Raw genomic sequence first — 18,626 nt, 5'->3', positions numbered from 1 at the left:
GAGGCTGTGCCGTCCGGCGAAGGCCGGACGGCACAGCCTCTTGTCGAACCTTGACACCGGTTGCAGGGCACCCTAGGTTCATCAGAAAGAGAAATGGGTTTCTCCGAGCGATGATGCTCTCCTCCTTCTCCGAGGTCCTGTGATCCCGTGCGTCGTCGCCGTCGATACCTGAACAGCCTCCCCATCGATCGAGGAGCCGCCGTGGACCGCACGAACAACACCCTGGATGTTCCTCGCCGACGACGCCTGGTGGGCCTCCTGTCAGGCCTTGTCGTCGCCTCGGCCCTGGCCGCGGCCCCGGCGGTGGCTCAGGCGCAGCCCGCTGCTCTGCCCTCGAGCGGGCCGGAACCGGTCGTCAACGGTGGGTTCGAGGCCCCCTCGGATGCCGAGGTCCCAGGGTGGACGGTCCGGTACGCCAGCGGCACCGGCGGCTTCGACGTCACCGACGACCCGGTGTTGTCGGGCGGCCAGGCGTTGCGCATGTCCGACCCCTCCGACACCGAGCAGATCGGTCTGCTCTCGGCGCCCGTGCGTGTCGAGGGAGGGATGGACTACGAGCTGGGTGCCTGGGCCCTCGTCGAGACTGGTGTTCCCTCGGTAGTCGTCTACTTCTACGACGCCGGAGGGCAGCAGCTGGCCGACCATGCACTACGGATCCGCGAGGCCACTGGCACGTGGGCGTGGGCCGGAGTCAGGGCGACAGCTCCCGAGGACGCTGTGAGCGCCCGGATCCTGCTCTACTCATCCAGGGCCGACGTCACAAGCGTGACCTGGGACGACGTCACGGTCGCCCTGGCCGGAACCGGCTTCCCGAACTCCGGTTTCGAGGACCCCGCGCTCGACGGAAGCATCGCCCGCTGGGCGCCGCGTTACGCGACGGGCCCGGAGACGTTCACCGTCGTCGACGACCCCGTGCACGCCGGCGACGGTGCGCTGCGGATGACCGATCCGAGCGACACCGAGCAGGTCGGTCTGCTCAGCGAGAAGGTGCCGGTGACTGCCGGCGAGACCTACGACGTCGGGGTGTGGGCACTTGTCGAGCGGGGGATCCCCTCCTGGGTCCTGTACTTCTACGACGACACCGGGGCTCGACTCTCGCAGGTAGCCCACCGCATCTACACCGCGACAGGCGAGTGGAACTGGGAGAGCGAGACCACAGTGGCTCCGGCGGGCGCGACGTCTGCCCAGATGCTCCTGTACTCCTCCACCGGGGACGTCACGGACGTGGTGTGGGACGGCGTGGCGATCGAGGTCGGCCAGGCCTGGGCCGAGGAGTCGATCGGACATCCTGTCGAAGCGTCCAACATCCTCGACACCTCCTACGGCATCGGGGCTGACGGGCGACCAGACGTCTACGCCGTCACCGCCGCCGTGCCCGCCCGCTTCCAGGTCCTCGACGTCGAGACCGGTGCGCTCGAACACTCCGTGGAGCTGCCCGCCGGAGCGACAGGATCGTGGGCGGTGACGACCGGGTCGGACGGCTCCGTCTATGTCGGTGTCTACAACAACGGTCACCTCTACCGATGGGTGCCCGCGACCGAGACGCTCGAGGACCTCGGCCGCGCCACGCCGAACTCGCGGTACCTGTGGGATCTCGAGGTCGACGACGAGGGCGTGGTGTGGGGCGGCACGTATCCGCGGGCTGAGCTGTTCAGCTACGACCCGGCGACGGACGACTTCACCTCCTACGGCAGCCTCGCCGACGAGGAGTACGTGCGGTCCGTCGCTGTGACCGACGGCAAGGTCTACGCGGGACTCGGCAGCTCGGACCCCAAGATCGTGGTGCTGGACGTCGCCAGCGGGGAACGGACGACGCTCGAGCTGCCCGAGGAGCACCAGGACAACGAGTTCGTCTACTTCCTCGACGTCCGCAAGGACACGCTCTTCGCCCGGGTCACCCCGGGTAACCACCTCTTGGCTCACGACATGAAGCGCGGAACGTGGACCGATCTCGGGCCGACCGCGTTCGGGTCGGTCTCACCCGTCGGGCCGGCCAACACGGTGTACTACGTCGACGCCGAGAACCGCCTCATGGCCTACAAGCTCAGCAGGGGAACGATCACCGACACCGGCGTCGCGGACCTCTACCCGGCCCGAGACTTCGGCTGGGTCGACCTGCCCGGCCCCGATTACCCCGGGCTGACGCTGTCGTTCGTCTACCAGACCGGCGAGCGCGTCCTGTACAACCCCGTGCGGGGGACGCACGAGGTTCTCCAGACCGAGGCGGAGACCGCACCGATCAAGATCCAGTCGGTCGCTACCGGTCCGGACGGGCGCATCTACTCCGGCGGGTACATGTACGAGGGCATCGCCGCCTACGACCCGACGACGGGGCAGACGGAGACACTTCCGCGCGGATATCTCGGGCAGGTCGAAGGGATGCTCGCCCATGACGGCGACCTCTATCTCGGCACCTACACCCGGGCCCACCTCTTCCGGTACCACCCCGAGGAGGGCTGGGAGACCGGCACCAATCCTGAGCATCTCGGCTCGCTGGAGGAGCTCGAGCAGGATCGACCGTTCGCCTGGACGTCCGTGGGTGACCGGGTGGCCACGGGTACCGTCCCCTCCTACGGCAAGCTCGGAGGCGTCCTCGCCCTCTACGACCCAGACACCGGTGTGCTCGAGAGTCACCGGGACGTGGTCCCCGACCAGAGCATCGTCTCGCTCACTGCGATCGGCGACATCGTCTACGGCGGCACATCCGTCTTCGGGGGGCTCGGATCCAGCCCGACGGCGGAGACCGCTGTGGTGTTCGCCTGGGACTCCGAGACGGGGCACAAGCTCTGGGAGGCCGAGCTCGCGCCCGAGGTCCAGGCCGTCACGGCGCTGACGGCGGGACCGGACGGCACCCTGTGGGCGATCGACAACGGCAAGCTCTACGAGCTCGACCCGACCGACGGGTCCGTCTTGCGCAGCAGCCAGCTGATGCCCTACCTGTGGCAGGGCGCGTCGCTGTGGGTCGGCAGCGACTTGGAGTTCCGGGAGGACGGGCAGCTCTACGCGCTGACCAGGGGGACGATCTTCCAGGTCGACCCGGAGACCCTCAGGTCGCGTGAGCTGGCGGACGGCGTCACGAACTACACCTTCGCCCGCCTCGGGGAGGACATCTACTTCACGCGGTCGGACGAGATCTTCCGGATCTCGCCGGCGGCTGGGTGAGGAGTCCGGCACCCGGAGCCTCGCGGACGGCTCGGCGGCGATCACCCGGCGAGGTCGTCGTCGCCGGCAGCACTGTCGCACGGCCGCTCTTCTGCGCGGGCAATGCGACGCCGCGGACGGATGAGGGGCAGCAAACACGGTCGAGGGGCCGACGAGAGGGCAGTGCGCAGACCTCTGACGAGCTGCACCACAGGCCGTGCCGTCCAGCGGGATCCGGACGGCACGGCCTCTCGTGCAACCTTCAGACCGGGTGACGCCTCTGACGGGTAACTGAGTCAGGCCGCTCGGATGTAGTCGGCGAGGAGTCGTTCGACGGGGCTGTCGGTCTTTGCGGGTGGCGTCGTCGGTGGCGCCGTGGCCGGTTGTCGTGGACTGTCTCGGTGTCCGGGCAGGGGTGGGGCGCTCGAGGTGTACCGGTGCCCGGTCGGGGTGGTCGTCTCGACGACGTGTCCGGGGTCGGGTCCGGCGCGCTGGTCGATGTCGAGGCCGAGGCCGAGGTCGAGTCCGGCGCGTCGCGCGCGGCCTGTTTCGGGTCCGGCACGCTGGTCGATGTCGGGCTCGGGTCCGGCGCGTCGCGGGTGGTCTGTCTCGGCTCTGGCGTGTTCGTTCTCGGTGATCGTGCGGGCGTGCCATCCAGGTGCCTGTTTGGCGTAATTGCAGGCCTCGCACAGTCCTTCGAGGTTCGTCGCGGTGGTGGCGCCGCCGTCGGCGTGGGCCGTGATGTGGTCGCGGTGGCGGATCGGGGCGTCGCACCATGGGGTGCGGCAGGTCTGGTCGCGGGCATCGATGAACCGGGCCAGGCCGGGCGGTGCGGTCCGGCGCCGCGAGTCCATCGCGATCAGCTGCCCGGTGGTAGGGGCGGTGAACAACCGCCGCAGCCACAACAGCACCGCGGAATCCGCCTTACCAGTGCCGGCGCCGTCGTCGTCCCCGCTGACCCGGCTCATCGGTGCGCCGGAACTCCTCGGCACGGGCTGTCCGCCGGCAGTGGCACCGGTGTCGGGCCTGCCAGCAGTGGAGCCGGTGTCCGTCCCGCCGGCGGTGTCCTGGCCCCCGGCGCCCTGAGTGGTGTCTGGGTGCTGGGTGCGGTCGTTGATGAGCTGGCGGGCGAGCTCGGCGGGGATGGTGCCGTAGCCGGGGATCTGGGCGGGTTCGTCGTCTCCGCCGAGGAGGGTCCGCTCGGTCATCACGAGGTGGACCTCGATGGGGACGTCCTCGGCGTGGGCCTGGCCGGTGACCCGCTCGACGAGGGTGTCGGCCATGATCTGCCCTCGGCTGCGGGCATCGCCCTGGGCGCGCAGCGCGTCGGCCACCCGGGTCAGCGCCGCGTAGACCCCGACTCCCTGTGTGACGGGCAGCAGCCCGGTCAGGTAGGTCATCGTCTCCGGCGCCGGGCGCAGCGACACGCACCGCTCGTTGCTCGCCCTGGCCGCCCGGGCGACTACCGCTGCGGCGTCGAGCCGGTAGGCGACCTGCTTGGCCCGCGCGACCAGGCGCCGCTCGCCCAGACCCGCCAGGGCGGCAGGATCGGCGGCGACCTCGGCGTCGAAGACGGCCCGGTCGGCCACGGACAGGCAGGCCGACTCGCGCACCAGCAGCGTGGCACGCCACTCGTTGATCACCCCCAGGCTCAGGGCGGCCAGGGTGTGGGGCATCTCGGTCACCAGCGCCTTGCCCAGCCCGAGCAGTCGCCCGCCGCGGGCGGGCGACTCACGTCGGGCGAGGGCGACCCGGGCGCCGATGCCCCGACCACGCCGGGCGGCCGGGACCCCGGCGGAGGCCTGGGCCTGCAGCTGCGAGGCTTCCAGGTCCACCGCGATCCGTGCCTGCGCGGCCGCCGCCGCGGCCTTGAGCTCCTCCAACGCCCGTAGCTGGTCCACCCGCTCCGCGTCCGAGACATCACGGTCCAGACTCGCCACAGCCTCCCGCCACCGGGCCACGTCCGCCGCCGCGAGAAGACCCGTTCGCGACAGCACACCCCCAGCAGAACCAGGACCGGCAGGACTGGCAGCAGAGCCAAGACCGGCAGCAGAGGCCGTGCCGGCTGTAGAGGCCGTACCGGCCGGAGACGCCGTATCGGCATGAGCCGCTGTGTCGGCGGCCGAGCGGGCGTCAGGCGCTCTCGTCTCCCTGGCAGACGTCGGCGCGGCGGCAACCGAGAACCCGAGACGCGTCGCGTCCCGGTCCTGGCCACCCTGCCGTTCCACCATGTCGCTGACGCTATCGGCGCCCGCCGACATCCACGACGACGCTGGAGCACCGGTAGCCCCTGGTTGGTCCAACGGCGCCGGGCGGGCAGCCGCAGAGCCGGGACGCTCACCGCCCCGGCCCAGGCCACGCTGCCCCTCCACCATGTCTCCGACGCTATCGGTGCCCTCCGACATCCCGACCCGCCCAGGTCCGACCGTCACGCAGCCCGGCAGCATCACACTCCGACCGTGAGGGACGACGGTGGCGTGGTGGCTGCGCGCGGACGTGACGTCCTGGAAGAACCGCGTTGACTATGCACGGCCGAAGGCGCCGCGCCCGTGAGCTCGTGACGCGGAGCGCTCGTGCGCCAACTGCGATCGGCGGGGCGGCCGAGCTCGTCACGTCAGGCCGTCTTTCGGGAGTGCGTCGTTGACCGACGCGACGCCGCAGAGGAATCTGGTGTTGCGTCGACAGCGAGGAGGCCGACATGGACACGGGCACATGGATCCTTGCGGCGGTCATCATCATCCTGCTCGCGCTGTGGGTCATCTCCACAGCCAAGGGATCGAGGCGACGGCAACATGCGGGGGACTCGAAGGACCGTCCGGAGGGGCACATGCAGGAGGATCATCGGATCTTCGGTCACAACGACCTGAGCGGCACCGACGGCTTCTGATCCGCAGCTAGTGGCACGGATCGGGGAAGGAGGTGACCCCGCGCGGTGGAGGCCGCAGACCATGCCCAAGCACTCCGCCGGACGCTTCGTCAGCCCAGCAGGTCGCCCAGGAACTGCAGCTGGTTTGCCATCTGGTAGGCGCCGCCGGCCTCGTGCCGGTTGAACGGCCACACGTCGATGTCCTTCGGGCCGGCGTAGTGGTTGTAGGCGGCGAAGACCGACGACGGCGGGCAGATGTCGTCCATCAGCGCGACCGAGAACCGGGCCGGCACGTCGGCGCGGGCGGCGAAGTTCATGCCGTCGACGTAGGAGAGCGTGCGGAAGACGTCCGCGGCGCGGTCGCGGTGCGTGCGCAGGAAGGTCCAGATCTCCTTGTAGGTGTTGCCCTCCACGACCTCCATCGCCCGGCGCGGGTGGCACAGGGCCGGCACGTCGATCAGGGCGCCGACGAGACCGTCGGCGAGGGCTGAGACCGCCAGGGCGGTGCCGCCGCCCAGACTTCCCCCGGCGACGACGACGCGAGCCGGGTCCACCGCGGGGTGCTCACGTGCGGCGTCGACCGCCCGGACGCCGTCGGTGTACAGCCGCCGGAAGTAGAAGTGCTCGGGGTCGAGGATCCCCCGGGTCGAGTAGCCGACCGCATGGGCGCCGGCGCTGGAACCGTGGTCCGCCGTCGCCCCGGCGGAGCCGAGGCTCGCACCCTGGCCGCGGTTGTCCATGACCAGGTGGGCGTAGCCCGCCGAGGCCCACAGCGTCCGCTCGAACGGGAAGCCGCGCCCGCCGCCGTAGCCGAGGTACTGCACGACGCAGGGCAACGGGGCGGCCGGCGCCCGCGGTGTCACGAGCCATGCGGCGACGGGCTGGCCGCCGAAGCCGGGGAAGGAGACGTCGTACACGTCGAAGACGCCGAGCCCGGCGTCCACCCGTGTGAACGTGGCGCCGGTGCCGGCCGCGCGCGACTCTGCGATCGTGCGCGCCCAGAACTCCTCGAAGTCCTCGGGCTCGGTGCGTCCGGGCAGGTAGGTCTCCAGCTCCTCCCGGGGGAGGTCCATCTTCGGCACTACTTGAGCCCGCTCATCATGACGCCGCGCACGAAGTACTTCTGCAGCAGGATGAACACGATCAGCGCCGGGATGAACGTGACGACGGCGGCCGCCATGATCGTCGCCAGCGGGACCTGCTGCTCCTGCAGGGTGTTCAGACCCACCGTCAGCACGTAGTTGTCCGGCGAGCGCTGCGAGACCAGTGGCCACAGGAAGTCGTTCCAGTGCCAGAGGAAGACGAACGTGCCGAGGGTCGCCATGATCGGCTTGGTCTGCGGCAGGATGATCGACCAGTAGACCCGGAACTCCCCGGCGCCGTCGATCCGGGCCGCCTCGATGAGCTCGTCGGGGATCTCCTGGATGAACTGGCGCATGAGGAACATCGCCTGGGCGTTGGCGATCGTCGGCGCGATCAGGCCCCACATCGTGTCCAGGCCACCCATCTCGGAGACCAGGATGAACTGGGGGATGATCGTCAGGTGGTAGGGCACCATGAGCATCGCCACGAAGACCCAGAAGATCAGCTCCCGCCCGAAGAACCGCTTCTTGGCGAAGGCGTACCCGGCCATCGAGGCGAAGAGCAGGACGAAGACCACCGAGACGACCGAGTAGATCGTCGAGTTCAGCGCCCAGGTCGGCACCGTGCTGCTGCCCAGCGCACTCTTGTAGGCGTCGAAGGAGATGCTCGTCGGCAGCAGCGAGTCCGGCAGCCGCACGGCCTGCCCCGGCTGCACCGACAGGGCGAGCATGGCCCAGAACGGGAACGCCGTCAGCAGCGCGCCGATGGCCAACGGGATGTGGTACAGGCGCCCGCGCTGGCGGCGGGTGAGGCGCGGGGGCCGTCCCGCGTCCTGGCGGGGCCGGGGCGCGGTCTTGCGCTCGGGTGTGGCGACGGCGGTCATGACGTGCTCCTTCCCAGGAGGCGGCGCTGGAGGAGGGAGACGACGAGGGTGATCGCGAGCAGCACCATGCCGGCGGCGCTGGCGTAGCCGAACTCGAAGTACCCGAAGCCCTGGTCGTAGATCAGGAACGTCAGCGAGTAGCTCGCGCGCACCGGTCCGCCGCCCGTCATGACGAAGATCGTGTCGAAGACCTGGAAGGAGCGGATGATCTCCAGGACGACGACGAAGAACAGCGCCGGCTTGAGGAGCGGCAGGGTGACGTGGCGGAACCGCTGCCACCCGTTGGTGCCGTCCAGCTCGGCGGCCTCGTAGTACTCCGTCGGGATCGCGAGCATCCCCGCGAGGAGGATGAGCATGTCGTAGCCGAAGTTCGACCAGGCGCTGACGATGGCGAGCGCCGGCAGGACGAAGATCTCGCTCTGCAGCCAGTCGGGTGACGGCACGTGCAGCGTGTTGAAGAGCCAGGTGAGGGGACCGTTCTGGCTGAAGATCCAGACCCAGATGATGCCGGACATCACCGGTGAGGTGACGACGGGCAGGAAGAAGATCGTCCGGTAGAAGCTCATCCCCCGCAGGGTCCGGTTGCACAGCGCGGCGATCCCCAGGGAGATGGCGACCGTCAGCGGGATGGCGATGACCGTGTAGATCCCGGTGACCCGCAGCGAGTTCCAGAACAGGTCGTCGGACAGCAGCCGCGCGTAGTTGTCGAGGCCGATGAACTCGACGCTGCCGGACAGGCCGTACTCGGCGAAGCTGAGCACGCCCGCGTAGATCGCGGGAAGGATCCTGAACGCCAGGAAGAAGACGACGTACGGGAGGATGAAGATGTAGGCGGCAACGGCGCCCTTCGACCGGAAGATCGAACGTCGTTTCCTGCCGTCCTCCTGGCTCGTCCCCGTTGGTACGACAAGTGTCGCCACAATGAGCCTTTCTCGAGATGCCGTGGGCGGGGCACGCCCTGCGTGCCCCGCCCAGTGCGTCGGGCAGCTGCGCTGCGCTGGTCAGCTGCCGCTGCGGGCGAGGATCTCGTCTACCTCCGCTGCTGCGGCGTCGAGGCCCGCCTGGGGCTCGACCTGACCGAGCAGGACGGCCTGGATGTGCGGGCTGATGGTGTCGATCAGCTGGCGCGCCGACGGGTGCATGACGCCGACCCGGACGGTGTCGAGGTACTCCAGGCCGCCGGCGATCTGCGGGTCGTCCTCGAACAGCCCCGTCACGTCCGTGCGCGGGGGCAGGTAGCCCGTCTCCTCGATGAAGGTCTTCATGAACTCCGCGCCGGTGACGTACTCCACCCAGGCCTCGGCCGCCTCGGGCGACTCGGCGGTGTTGAAGATCGAGAGCCCGCCGACGGAACCGGTCGAGACCTGCTCCTTGCCGGTCATCGGCGGAACCACCTCGATGACGTCGGGGTTGACCACCTCGCGCGTCGTCGTGAGGTTCGCGCCCATCATGTAGGCGACCTCCTCACGCCCGGCCGCGGTCTGCTCGAACGGGTCGTTCACGGTCAGCGCCTGCTCGGGCACCCAGCCCTCGTCGACCATCTGCTTGATGAACTCCAGCGCCTCGAGTCCCTCCGGGCCGTTGAAGGTGGCCTCGGTATTGTCCTCGGACAGCACCTCGCCACCGGCCTGCCAGAGGTAGGCGTAGAACGTGTGGTTCAGCGTCATGCCCAGGGCGGCGGTGTACTCGGTGAGGTAGTGGCCGGCCTCCTTGACGGCCGGGCCGGCCTCGGCGAGCTCGTCCCACGTGGTCGGGCACTTCTCCACGCCCGCGGCCGCAAGGACCTCGGTGTTGCAGTAGCTCGTCTGGATCTGCATCAGCAGCGGGACGCTGTAGACGGTGTCGTCCCACGTCATGGCGTCGAGCGAGGACGGGACGAAGGCGTCCAGGTCGGCGACCTCGTCCATCGGGGTGAGCACGCCCTCCTCGGCGAACTTCGGGATGAAGTCGGGGTTGAAGTAGACGACGTCGGGCGCCTGACCGCCCGCGATCGAGGTCACCAGCGTCTCTTCGCGGTTGGTCCACGGCTGGATGACGACCTCGACGTCGACGTTGGGGTAGATCTCGTTGAACGCGTCGACGTGCTCACCCCACCAGTTCCCCTCGCCGGTGACACCGATCGGGTAGGACCAGAAGGTCACCGACCCCTCGACGTCGGCGGGGTCGGCCGACGCGGCCTGGTCCCCGCCGTTCTCCTCCGCACCCTCGTCACCGTCGGCCCCTGAGCAGGCCGCCAGGGTGATGGTGAGGGCTGCGGCGACGGAGAGGCTCTTCACTGCTGTCAGACGCTTCATTGCTGTCCCCTTGTACCTTCTCGATGACGCGCCGACCTTGGCGCAATTGCAATCGGTTGCAGCGAAACTAACCCTGTCTGAAACCGGTGTCAAGAGGTTCTAGGTCACGGTGCTGTTACGACCCGCGGACCCGTCCGCGGACGCTCAGAAAACCTGTTCTTGACGTGCGGGCCCCATGGTGCCAGCGATCCTCGCTCAGGCCAACCTGTCGTAGGCCGCGAGCGTGACCTCGTGCTCCAGCGGCTCGCCCTCGGCGTGCCGCCGGAGCTCCGCCACGACCGTCTCGCCCTGGCCGAGGCGAGCCTCCACCGTGCCGCCCGCGACGTGCGGGGTGAGCAGCACGTTGTCCCGGCCGAAGAACGGGCTGTCGGCCGGCAGCGGCTCCGTGTCGAAGACGTCCAGGCCGGCGCTGAGCCGCCCGGACTCCAGCTCGGCGAGCAGCGCCGCCTGGTCCACGCTCCAGGACCGGGCGGTGTTGACGATCACCGCGCCGTCCGGCAGCAGGCCCAGCTGGTGAGCACCCACCATGCGGTGGGTCTCCGGCGTCGACGGCGCGTGGATCGCGACCAGGTCGGACCCGGCGAACAGCTCGTCGAGGCCCACCAGCTCCACCCCCAGCTCGGCGGCGCGCTCCGCCGTCGCGAACGGGTCGAACGCGACGACGTGCTCGGCGCCGAGCCCGCGGACCATGCGGGCGTAGTGCGCCCCGCTGCGGCCCAGCCCCACGATCCCTACCCGCCGCGCGTGGATCGCCCGCCCGAGCCGGCCGGACCCGCCGGCCTGCCAGTCGCGGGTGCGCTGGAGCTCGCGGTCGTGCTGGTGGAGGTTGCGCAGCAGGGCGAGGGAGAGCGTGAGCGCCATCTCGGCGACGGCGAGCGCCATCGGGGCGGCACCGCCCTGAGTCAGCCGCAGACCGCCCTCGAGCGTCTCGCGCGGGAACAGCCCGCGGACCGAGCCGGCGGCGTGGGCGGCCAGGGAGAGCCGCGGCCCCACGACGCTCGCGCTCGGGAACGGGGCGGTGGCCCAGGAGGTCACCAGCACGTCGTGGCTCGCGCCGACGTCGGCCGGCACCTCGACCTTCGGCCCGCCGGTGCCCATGGTGACCTCGCCGAGGCTCTCGAGCGCCGCTGCCGACTCCGGCGCGAAGAGCCGGTCGAACTCCGGCTGGGTCATCGCGACGAAGATCCGCAGGTCTGTCTTCGGGTGCAGCATCTGTTCTCCTTGTGGGTGTTGCGGTCAGTACAGGCCGGCGCGGGCGGCCGGCAGCCGGACCCGGCCGTCCTTCACGGTCGTCAGCGCGGGGTCGGTGCGCGTCAGCTCGTCGTTGCCCGCCGGGACGTACTGCCGGGAGTTGTACTCCAGGTGGGTCGCGGACAGGTCGAGGGCGCCGGCGAGGCGGGCCGAGTGCCGCAGCGCGAGGTCGACGGCGGTGAGGTCCTGCGCCGTCACGAAGAGGCCGTGCGCCCGGGCGTACGCGTGCGCGAGCAGGGCCGGGGTCTGCCCTTTGGCCGCCTTGACGACCAGCCCGGACCAGCCGCGGGCGCGCAGCGTCTGCAGCTGGGCGAGGTCGGTGAAACCCTCGTCGGCGAGCACCGGGACCCGGGCGGAGAGCTCGGCCAGCCCGGCCGGGGCGTCGCGGCCGCGTGGCGTGGGCTGCTCGATCAGCGCGACGGCGGCGGCCGCGGCGGGGGAGAGGCGTTGCAGGTGGTCCAGCATCGCCGCGGCGTCGTGGGCGTCGGCGTACCCCTCGTTCGGGTCCACGGTGAGGCGGACGTCGTCGACCAGCTCGGCCGCGAGGGCGTGGGTGCGGGCGATGCGCCGCGCGTCCTCGGCCGGGTCGAGCGACGCCGTCTTGATCTTGAGGTGGTGCACGCCCTCCTCGGCGATCCACTCGACCAGCGAGCGCTCGTGCGGCCGCAGCGGGTCCGGGACGAGCAGGTCCTGCGCGCCGACCACGTGCTGGACCGGCAGCGTCGCGGCCGGGCGGCGGAGGAACTCGCCGGGGAAGCGGCCGGGCAGCCCGAGGCCGGCGAGGTCGCGGCCGAGGTGCTCACCGGTGTACATCTCCCAGACTGGGCGTCCGGCCGCCCGGCCCCACGCGTCGTGCAGCGCGTTGTCGACAGCACCGAGGGCGAGCATCGCCGCCAGGGCGGGCATCGGCGCGGTACCGGCCCGGCGCGCCGTCGCCCCGAGCTCGTCGTGGAGCTGCTGCCAGTGGGTGAGCGGGTCCGCGGCGTCGAGGTGCGTGCTGGCCGCGGCGAGGGCCTCGGTGAGGCGGCGCAGCGACTCCTCGCGTACCGCGTGCGCCGGGCCCGCCCCGGGCCAGGACCAGGGCACCGACAGCACGGTGGCACCCCGGCCGACGGCGGTCCGCCCGCGACGGTCCTCGACCACGGCCTCGACGACGGCGAGGTCGCAGGAGGTGATGGCCCGGCCGCTGATCGTCAGCGGCGTGGTGAACGTCATCGGCACGAAGGTGGTGCTCGCGTCGCGGACCCGGATGTCGGTCGGGTGCGTGCCCCTGGTCTGCGCCGCGGTCGGGCGCGTGCCCCTGGTCGCCTCCGCGGTCGGGACGAGCACCGGCGTGCCGGCGCGCCGGGTGCCGTCGAGGTGGTGCAGGTCGTTCGGCACGGCACTCCTTCGCGACGGCGTTCGCCCGTCTGATCGGGTCGACTCAGATCGACACTCTACCTGCAACCGATTGCAGATTGCCGTCGGGCGGCCTACGTTCTCCGAGCATGGAACGAGAGCGCGAGTGGTGGACGGACCGGCTCGGGGCGGTGCCCGACCCGCGGGGCGGCTGGGACGTCGGCCCCGAGCGCCCGGCGGACGACCCGGCGCCACGGACGTGGCGCGAGCAGGACATCGTCCTGCACAGCCACGGCAGCGACCTCACCGCCACCCTGCTGAGTCCCGGCAGGCCGGGCGCCCCCGCCACGCCAGGACCCGCCGTCGTGGTGCCCTTCTACGACGTGGCCGCCGTGCTCGGGCGGCCCTCGGCCCGCACGCACCACGCGCCACCCGTCCCGGGCAACGCCTTCGCGCCGCACCTGGCCGCGCACGGTCTCGCGGTCCTGGCCGTGCCCTGGTGGTTCGAGGCCGTGGTCCCGCCCGACGCTCCGCGCGACCTGGCCGGGCGGTACGGGCCACCGGCCGAGCGGCACCGCGTGGAGCAGCCGATGACGGCGCTGGGGCGCAGCGTCGGCGACCTCATGCTCGCCGTGGACGCGCTGCGGGCCCAGCCGTCGGTCGACCCGGACCGGATCGGCGTCCTCGGCCACTCGCTCGGTGGCAAGCTCGCCCTGCACCTGACGGCTCTCGACCGACGGGTCGCCGCCGGCGTCGCGCACGAGCCGGGCCTCGGGCTCGCGCACTCGAACTGGGACGCGCCCTGGTACCTGGGCGACCGGGTCCCGCGGGACCGCGACCTGGACGAGGTGCTCGCCCTGGTCGCCCCGCGCCCGTTCCTGCTGGTGGGCGGCGGCGACAGTGACGGCGAGCACAACCGGGACCTGGTCGAGCGAGCACGCCGGTCGTGGGAGGAGGCGCCAGGTCTGGACGTGCTCCAGCACGACGGCGGACATCCCGTCCCGGCCCACGTGCAGGCGGCCTGCGTGACCTGGCTCCGTGACCGTCTCGGGCCAGGAGTGTGAGCGAGAGCATGGGCGATTGCTGCATCCGCTTGCATCCGCCTGTGTCACTCTGATCAACGCAGCCGTCTCGCAGGAGGAACCATGAAGCGGGCCACGATCTACTCGATCGCCCAGGAGCTCGACATCTCGGCGTCCACCGTGTCGCGGGCGTTCTCCAAGCCGGAGCTCGTCAAGGAGTCGGTGCGCGAGCGGATCCTCGCCACCGCGCAGCGGCTCGGCTACGAGCCGAACCGTGCCGCCCGCGGGCTCGCGACCGGTCGCACGGGCCTCATCGGTCTGCTGATCCCGGACATCACCAACCCGTTCTTCCCGCCGCTGGTGCGCGCCATCGAGCAGGCGGCCGCCGGCGCGGGGGCGGAGGTGCTCCTGGTCGACTCCGGCGCCAGCGGGTCGAACGAGCCCGGGCTGATCGGCCGGATCAAGGCCCAGGTCGACGGGCTGATCGTCGCGTCCCCGCGGATGGCCACGGCCGGCCTGAAGCGGGCCGTGGCCGGGGTGCCGACGGTCGTGGTGAACCGTGCGGTCCAGGGCCTGCCGACGGTGGTGTGCGACAACTCCGGCGCTCTGCGCGAGGCCGCCGAGCACCTGTACTCCCGCGGCCACCGCAAGGTCGTCCTGCTGCGGGGACCGGGCGCCGCCTGGGCGGCAGGTCGACGCGCCCAGGCCGTGCGCCGGTGGGCCGAGGGGCGCGACGTCGAGCTCGTCGAGCTCGGCCCCCTCGAGGCCCAGTTCGAGGACGGGCGCGCCGCGGTCGGCGAGCTCGTCGGCTCCGGCGCCACGGCGATCTTCGCCTTCGACGACCTCATGGCGTGCGGCGTCATCGCCGGGCTGAGCGAGCACTCCCTGCGGGTGCCGGCCGACTGCAGCGTCGTCGGCTGCGACGACGTGCTGCTGGCCAGGACCGTCACGCCGAGCCTGAGCACGGTCACCGCGCCCGTGGAGGAGCTCGGCGGGCGGGCGGTCGAGATGCTCTCCCGCGTGGTGGCGGGCGAGACGGTCAAGGACGAGGTCGTGACCGGGACGCTGACGCTGCGCGGCACCACCGGGGACGCGCCCCGCTCATGACGCCGGCGCTCTGCCGAGCTCGACGATCTGCATGAGGTTGCGCACCAGGTGGAACGGGTCCTTCACCGGCAGCGCCACCACCTCGTCCAGCGGGCGCCCGGCGCGGTCGCGGATCTGGATCCACTCGTTCCCCTCCGCGCCCGCGGGGAAGGTGCCGAGGGTGTAGTCCCAGATGCGGTCGAACCATCCGGCCGAGGGGGCGTGGTCGAAGCGGCGCGCAGCGATCGCCGTCGTGGCGGCGGCCTCCGAGTGCACCCACCAGAGCTTCGTCGACCACGTCCGCTGCAGGAGCTGCTCGTAGGGCGTGCCGTCGCTGCGTCCCCGCGGCCGGCCCGGCCCCGCCGCGTCGGTGTAGCGCAGGAGGCCGCCGTGCTCGGTGTCCCAGCCGAGCGCGCACAGGGCGGGCACCGACTCGAGCACGGCATCGACGTGGTGGTGGATGCCGAGCAGGTCCATCGCCTCGAGCGCCACCCAGAGGCCCTCGATCGCGTGGCCCGGCACCCGGTGCCGGGCCACGAGCGAGTCGGCCTCGGGACCGATCATCTCCGCGAACGTGCCGTCGTCGAGCCGGTGCGCCATCACCTCCTCGAGGGCCTCGGCGAGGAGGTCCGAGCCGTCGCCCGCGGCGGGCTGGCGGCCGGTGCCGGCTGCCGCACGCTCGGCCGCGACGTGGACCACGAGCGTGTTCAGCAGGATCATCTTCGGACCGAACGCGGTGTAGCCGGTGGGTACGTCGTACGGCGGCGTCGGGGCGGTCCCGGAGCGGATGTCCTGCCTGGCCCGCTCGAGCACCGGCCGCGACGTGCTCAGCCAGCCGGCGTCTCCGCTCACCCGCGCCAGCTCGGCCAGGCCCATCACCACGAAGCAGTCCGCGTAGACGCTCCGTGCGGGCCGGTCCGCGACCGTGGACGGCGAGCCGTCGCGGGCGAGCACGAAGGCGCAGGTGCCGTCCGCCCCCACGGCGTTGGTGGCGAGGAACTCCGCGCCGCGTCCGGCGAGCGCGAGCAGGTCGAGGGCGTCGAGGTCGAGGAGCTCCTCACGGGCCAGCTCGGCGGCGTGGGCGAGCAGCCAGACGAAGCGGCCCTGGGACCACGTGAACTTGTCGGTCGACGTGCGTACCAGACCCCTGTTGTCGAAGCACGTGTGGAAGCCGCCGTGATGGTGGTCGACGCCGCGGGAGAGCCAGAACGGCAGGATCGTCCGTTCCAGCTGCTCGCGGGCCTGCGCCGGCGCCTGCCTCAGGCCCATCGTTGCTCCTTCGTCCGAGATCGCGTGCTGCCGCGCTGCTGGTAGTTCTCCAGCGCGATGGCGGCCGAGCGGGACCGAGGTCCTTCTCGAGACTAGGTTCGTGACCAGCGGTCGTGCAAGCGATTGCAGAACGGTTGACCCACATCCATCTCGCGGCTAATGTCGACTCCATTCTGCAACCGATTGCATTACCTGAGTCTCTGGGGGACGCCATGGCCGTGACGGAACACGAGTCGCTGACGGGTGCCGTGACGGTGGCCGCCACCGCCGAGGAGGTCGGCGCCGCGGCCGCCGACGCCGCGGCGCAGGTGCTGGCCCGTGCGGTGGAGAGCCGGGGCTCGGCCCGCGTGATCTTTGCCAGCGCCCCCTCGCAGGAGACCATGATCCGTGCGCTCGCCCGCGACCCCCGGGTCGACTGGTCGGCGGTACGGTCCTTCCACATGGACGAGTACCGCGGTCTGCCGGAGGACCACCCCGAGGCGTTCGGGCAGTGGCTCCAGGACCGGTTGCCCGCCGCGGCGCTGCCCGGCCTGAACCGGATCCGGACCTCCGGTGCGGCCGCGGAGGAGGTCGCGCGGTACTCAGCGCTCGTCTCCGAGGCGCCGATCGACCTCGTCTGCCTGGGGCTCGGCGTCAACGGCCACATCGCCTTCAACGAGCCCGACGTCGCACGTTTCGACGACGACCAGGTGGTCCGCGAGGTCGAGGTCACCGAGGTGTCGAGGCGCCAGCAGGTCGACGACGGGCTCTTCCCGACGCTCGCGGACGTCCCCGCCCGTGCGCTCACGCTGACCGTGCCGGCGCTCACCGGCGCCGGCGCCATGGTCGCGACGGTCCTCGGCGCCCACAAGGCCGACGCCGTGGCCGCGGCGCTGACCGGTCCGGTGAGCACCCGGGTGCCCGGCAGCGTCCTGCGCACGCACCCCGCGGCCTCGATGTTCCTCGACGTCGCAGCCGCCTCGCGCCTCGGCAAGGACGTCGATGGCGCCTGACGCCCCCGCGCACGCGGCCGGGCCGCGCTCGCGGCCCGGGCTCGTGGACCTGCAGGTCAACGGCTACGCCGGCTGGGACGTCAACGCCGACGACGTGAGCGTGGACGTCGTCGTCGGCCTGACCCGTGCCCTGTGGGCCGAAGGCGTCACCACCTACCTGCCGACGGTCGTCACGGCCCCCGAGGAGAAGATCCTCCACGTGCTCCGCACCGTCGCCGCCGCGCGTGCCGCCGACCCGCTGGTGGCCCACTCGGTCGCCGGGGTGCACGTCGAGGGTCCCGCGCTGGCCGCCGAGGACGGCCCGCGCGGCGCCCACGACCGCGAGCACCTGCGCGACCCGGACCTGGACGAGCTCGACCGGTGGCAGCGCGCCGGCGACGGGCTCGTCCGCATCGTCACCCTCGCCCCCGAGCGCCCCGGCGCCGCCGCGTACATCGCCGGCGCGCGGGCCCGGGGCGTGCTGACGTCCGTCGGGCACTGCGCGCCCACGCCGGAGGAGGTCCGTGAGGCGGCGTCCGCCGGGGCGACCCTGAGCACCCACCTGGGCAACGGCGCGGCGGCGACGCTCCCGCGCCACCCCAACCACATCTGGGCCCAGCTCGCCGAGGACCGGCTGACGGCGATGCTGATCGCCGACGGTCACCACCTGCCGGCCGACACGCTCACGGCGATGATCCGGGCCAAGTCCCCGGCCCGTTGCGTGCTCACCTCGGACTCCGCAGCCCTCGCCGGGAAACCGCCCGGCGACTACCGCACCCCCGTGGGCGGCGGCGTCACCGTCCGCGCCGACGGGCGTCTGAGCCTGACCGGCACCGAGCTGCTCGCCGGTTCCGGACGCTCCCTGCACGCGTGCCTCGGGTGGGCGCGGGCGCACCTGCCGGTCCACCCGGACGACCTGCTGGCGATGGCCACCACGAACCCGGCCCGGCTGATCGGGGTCGAGGGGCGCACCGCCCGAGACGTCGTCGTGCTCGACGGCGACCGGGTCGTCTCCACCTCGGTCGCCGGCACCGAGGTCTACGCCGCCTGAGGGGCCCTGGGCCGCCTTCGGGCGGTCCGCGGGACCGCCCGAGGCGTGGCAGCCTCCTGCCACGGCATCAAGTGGCCACGCAAATGGGCCTCTTCGGCTCCGTTCTGCCCTTTGTGGCGGTTACCGTCGTGGTGTCCCGGGCTTCCGGAGGGACGTCCCTCGCGGGGCGTGGGGGCCCGGGGCCGAAAGTTCCGCGATTCGACGCGCCGAAACGCTTGCGCTGGGGCGGCTGGTCGCGCCATGCTTGCGGTCATGGCGGAGCGCGACGCCTGCCCCCCCCTGCGTGTCGCGCTCCGCCACCTTCGTGCCCGGCCTCCTCGAGCCCGGTCCGGGCGCCCGGCGAGGCCCCACGCGGCCCGGTCCGACGGCCG

At 71.8% G+C, this 18,626-nt stretch carries 14 protein-coding genes; 6 read left to right on the top strand and 8 right to left on the bottom strand.

The window, feature by feature from the left end; all coding sequences use genetic code 11:
• Positions 1-201: 201 nt before the first annotated feature.
• Positions 202-3,162 carry an outer membrane protein assembly factor BamB family protein gene (locus tag GD748_RS00830; RefSeq protein ID WP_152193314.1) on the top strand — a complete coding sequence of 987 codons (2,961 nt, stop codon included), beginning with the start codon at positions 202-204 and terminating at the stop codon, positions 3,160-3,162.
• A gap of 275 nt (positions 3,163-3,437) precedes the next feature.
• On the opposite strand, the gene GD748_RS00825 is transcribed toward GD748_RS00830, so the two are convergent.
• Entirely contained in the window at positions 3,438-5,138 is a 1,701-nt protein-coding gene (locus tag GD748_RS00825) for an HNH endonuclease (RefSeq protein ID WP_226920613.1), read from the bottom strand.
• Positions 5,139-5,839: 701 nt separating this feature from the next.
• On the opposite strand from GD748_RS00825, the gene GD748_RS00820 reads away from it, so the two are divergent.
• Positions 5,840-6,028: a resistance to Congo red protein gene (locus tag GD748_RS00820; RefSeq protein ID WP_152193312.1), complete on the top strand. Its 189-nt coding sequence runs from the start codon at positions 5,840-5,842 to the stop codon at positions 6,026-6,028.
• 89 nt (positions 6,029-6,117) lie between these two features.
• Here GD748_RS00820 and GD748_RS00815 read toward each other — a convergent pair whose 3' ends face one another.
• The 6 genes from GD748_RS00815 to GD748_RS00790 all read right to left on the bottom strand — a co-directional run bounded on the left by GD748_RS00815 (position 6,118) and on the right by GD748_RS00790 (position 12,898).
• On the bottom strand, positions 6,118-7,089 hold the full coding sequence (locus GD748_RS00815; RefSeq protein WP_152193311.1) for an acetylxylan esterase: 972 nt from the start codon (positions 7,087-7,089) through the stop codon (positions 6,118-6,120).
• A complete protein-coding gene (locus GD748_RS00810; RefSeq protein ID WP_152193310.1) occupies positions 7,089-7,973 on the bottom strand; it encodes a carbohydrate ABC transporter permease in 885 nt (294 codons plus the stop codon). The genes GD748_RS00815 and GD748_RS00810 overlap by 1 nt, the downstream gene beginning before the upstream one ends.
• A complete protein-coding gene (locus GD748_RS00805) occupies positions 7,970-8,893 on the bottom strand; it encodes a carbohydrate ABC transporter permease (RefSeq protein ID WP_226920611.1) in 924 nt (307 codons plus the stop codon). The genes GD748_RS00810 and GD748_RS00805 overlap by 4 nt, the downstream gene beginning before the upstream one ends.
• Before the next feature lie 81 nt (positions 8,894-8,974).
• Positions 8,975-10,267: an extracellular solute-binding protein gene (locus GD748_RS00800; protein ID WP_152193309.1), complete on the bottom strand. Its 1,293-nt coding sequence runs from the start codon at positions 10,265-10,267 to the stop codon at positions 8,975-8,977.
• Positions 10,268-10,462: 195 nt separating this feature from the next.
• Complete coding sequence (locus GD748_RS00795; RefSeq protein WP_152193308.1) at positions 10,463-11,479, bottom strand: hydroxyacid dehydrogenase; 1,017 nt, start codon at positions 11,477-11,479, stop codon at positions 10,463-10,465.
• 24 nt (positions 11,480-11,503) lie between these two features.
• Positions 11,504-12,898, bottom strand: coding sequence for an enolase C-terminal domain-like protein (locus tag GD748_RS00790; RefSeq protein WP_152193307.1), 1,395 nt, complete (start codon positions 12,896-12,898; stop codon positions 11,504-11,506).
• A gap of 107 nt (positions 12,899-13,005) precedes the next feature.
• On the opposite strand from GD748_RS00790, the gene GD748_RS00785 reads away from it, so the two are divergent.
• Positions 13,006-13,920: an alpha/beta hydrolase family protein gene (locus tag GD748_RS00785; RefSeq protein WP_152193306.1), complete on the top strand. Its 915-nt coding sequence runs from the start codon at positions 13,006-13,008 to the stop codon at positions 13,918-13,920.
• Between the two features lie 81 nt (positions 13,921-14,001).
• On the top strand, positions 14,002-14,985 hold the full coding sequence (locus GD748_RS00780) for a LacI family DNA-binding transcriptional regulator (protein WP_152193305.1): 984 nt from the start codon (positions 14,002-14,004) through the stop codon (positions 14,983-14,985).
• Here GD748_RS00780 and GD748_RS00775 read toward each other — a convergent pair.
• A complete protein-coding gene (locus GD748_RS00775) occupies positions 14,980-16,233 on the bottom strand; it encodes an AGE family epimerase/isomerase (RefSeq protein WP_152193304.1) in 1,254 nt (417 codons plus the stop codon). The two genes, GD748_RS00780 and GD748_RS00775, sit on opposite strands and share 6 nt — an antisense overlap.
• 212 nt (positions 16,234-16,445) lie before the next feature.
• Here GD748_RS00775 and GD748_RS00770 point away from each other — a divergent pair, with 212 nt between their 5' ends.
• On the top strand, positions 16,446-17,225 hold the full coding sequence (locus GD748_RS00770) for a 6-phosphogluconolactonase (RefSeq protein WP_152193303.1): 780 nt from the start codon (positions 16,446-16,448) through the stop codon (positions 17,223-17,225).
• Complete coding sequence (locus tag GD748_RS00765; protein ID WP_152193302.1) at positions 17,215-18,255, top strand: N-acetylglucosamine-6-phosphate deacetylase; 1,041 nt, start codon at positions 17,215-17,217, stop codon at positions 18,253-18,255. Before GD748_RS00770 ends, GD748_RS00765 begins: the two co-directional genes overlap by 11 nt.
• The last annotated feature ends 371 nt before the right edge of the window (positions 18,256-18,626 follow it).

It is taken from the genome of Georgenia subflava (assembly GCF_009193155.1).
Taxonomy (GTDB): domain Bacteria; phylum Actinomycetota; class Actinomycetes; order Actinomycetales; family Actinomycetaceae; genus Georgenia; species Georgenia subflava.
This window is presented reverse-complemented; position numbering and strand designations above follow the sequence as displayed.

Bases quoted from the DNA above. Each gene is read 5' to 3' on its own strand.
- GD748_RS00765 (WP_152193302.1), top strand. From the start codon at position 17,215: ATGGCGCCTGACGCCCCCGCGCACGCGGCCGGGCCGCGCTCGCGGCCC.
- GD748_RS00780 (WP_152193305.1), top strand. From the start codon at position 14,002: ATGAAGCGGGCCACGATCTACTCGATCGCCCAGGAGCTCGACATCTCG.
- GD748_RS00795 (WP_152193308.1), bottom strand. From the start codon at position 11,479: ATGCTGCACCCGAAGACAGACCTGCGGATCTTCGTCGCGATGACCCAG.
- GD748_RS00775 (WP_152193304.1), bottom strand. From the start codon at position 16,233: ATGGGCCTGAGGCAGGCGCCGGCGCAGGCCCGCGAGCAGCTGGAACGG.
- GD748_RS00800 (WP_152193309.1), bottom strand. From the start codon at position 10,267: ATGAAGCGTCTGACAGCAGTGAAGAGCCTCTCCGTCGCCGCAGCCCTC.
- GD748_RS00785 (WP_152193306.1), top strand. From the start codon at position 13,006: ATGGAACGAGAGCGCGAGTGGTGGACGGACCGGCTCGGGGCGGTGCCC.
- GD748_RS00810 (WP_152193310.1), bottom strand. From the start codon at position 7,973: ATGACCGCCGTCGCCACACCCGAGCGCAAGACCGCGCCCCGGCCCCGC.
- GD748_RS00770 (WP_152193303.1), top strand. From the start codon at position 16,446: ATGGCCGTGACGGAACACGAGTCGCTGACGGGTGCCGTGACGGTGGCC.
- GD748_RS00820 (WP_152193312.1), top strand. From the start codon at position 5,840: ATGGACACGGGCACATGGATCCTTGCGGCGGTCATCATCATCCTGCTC.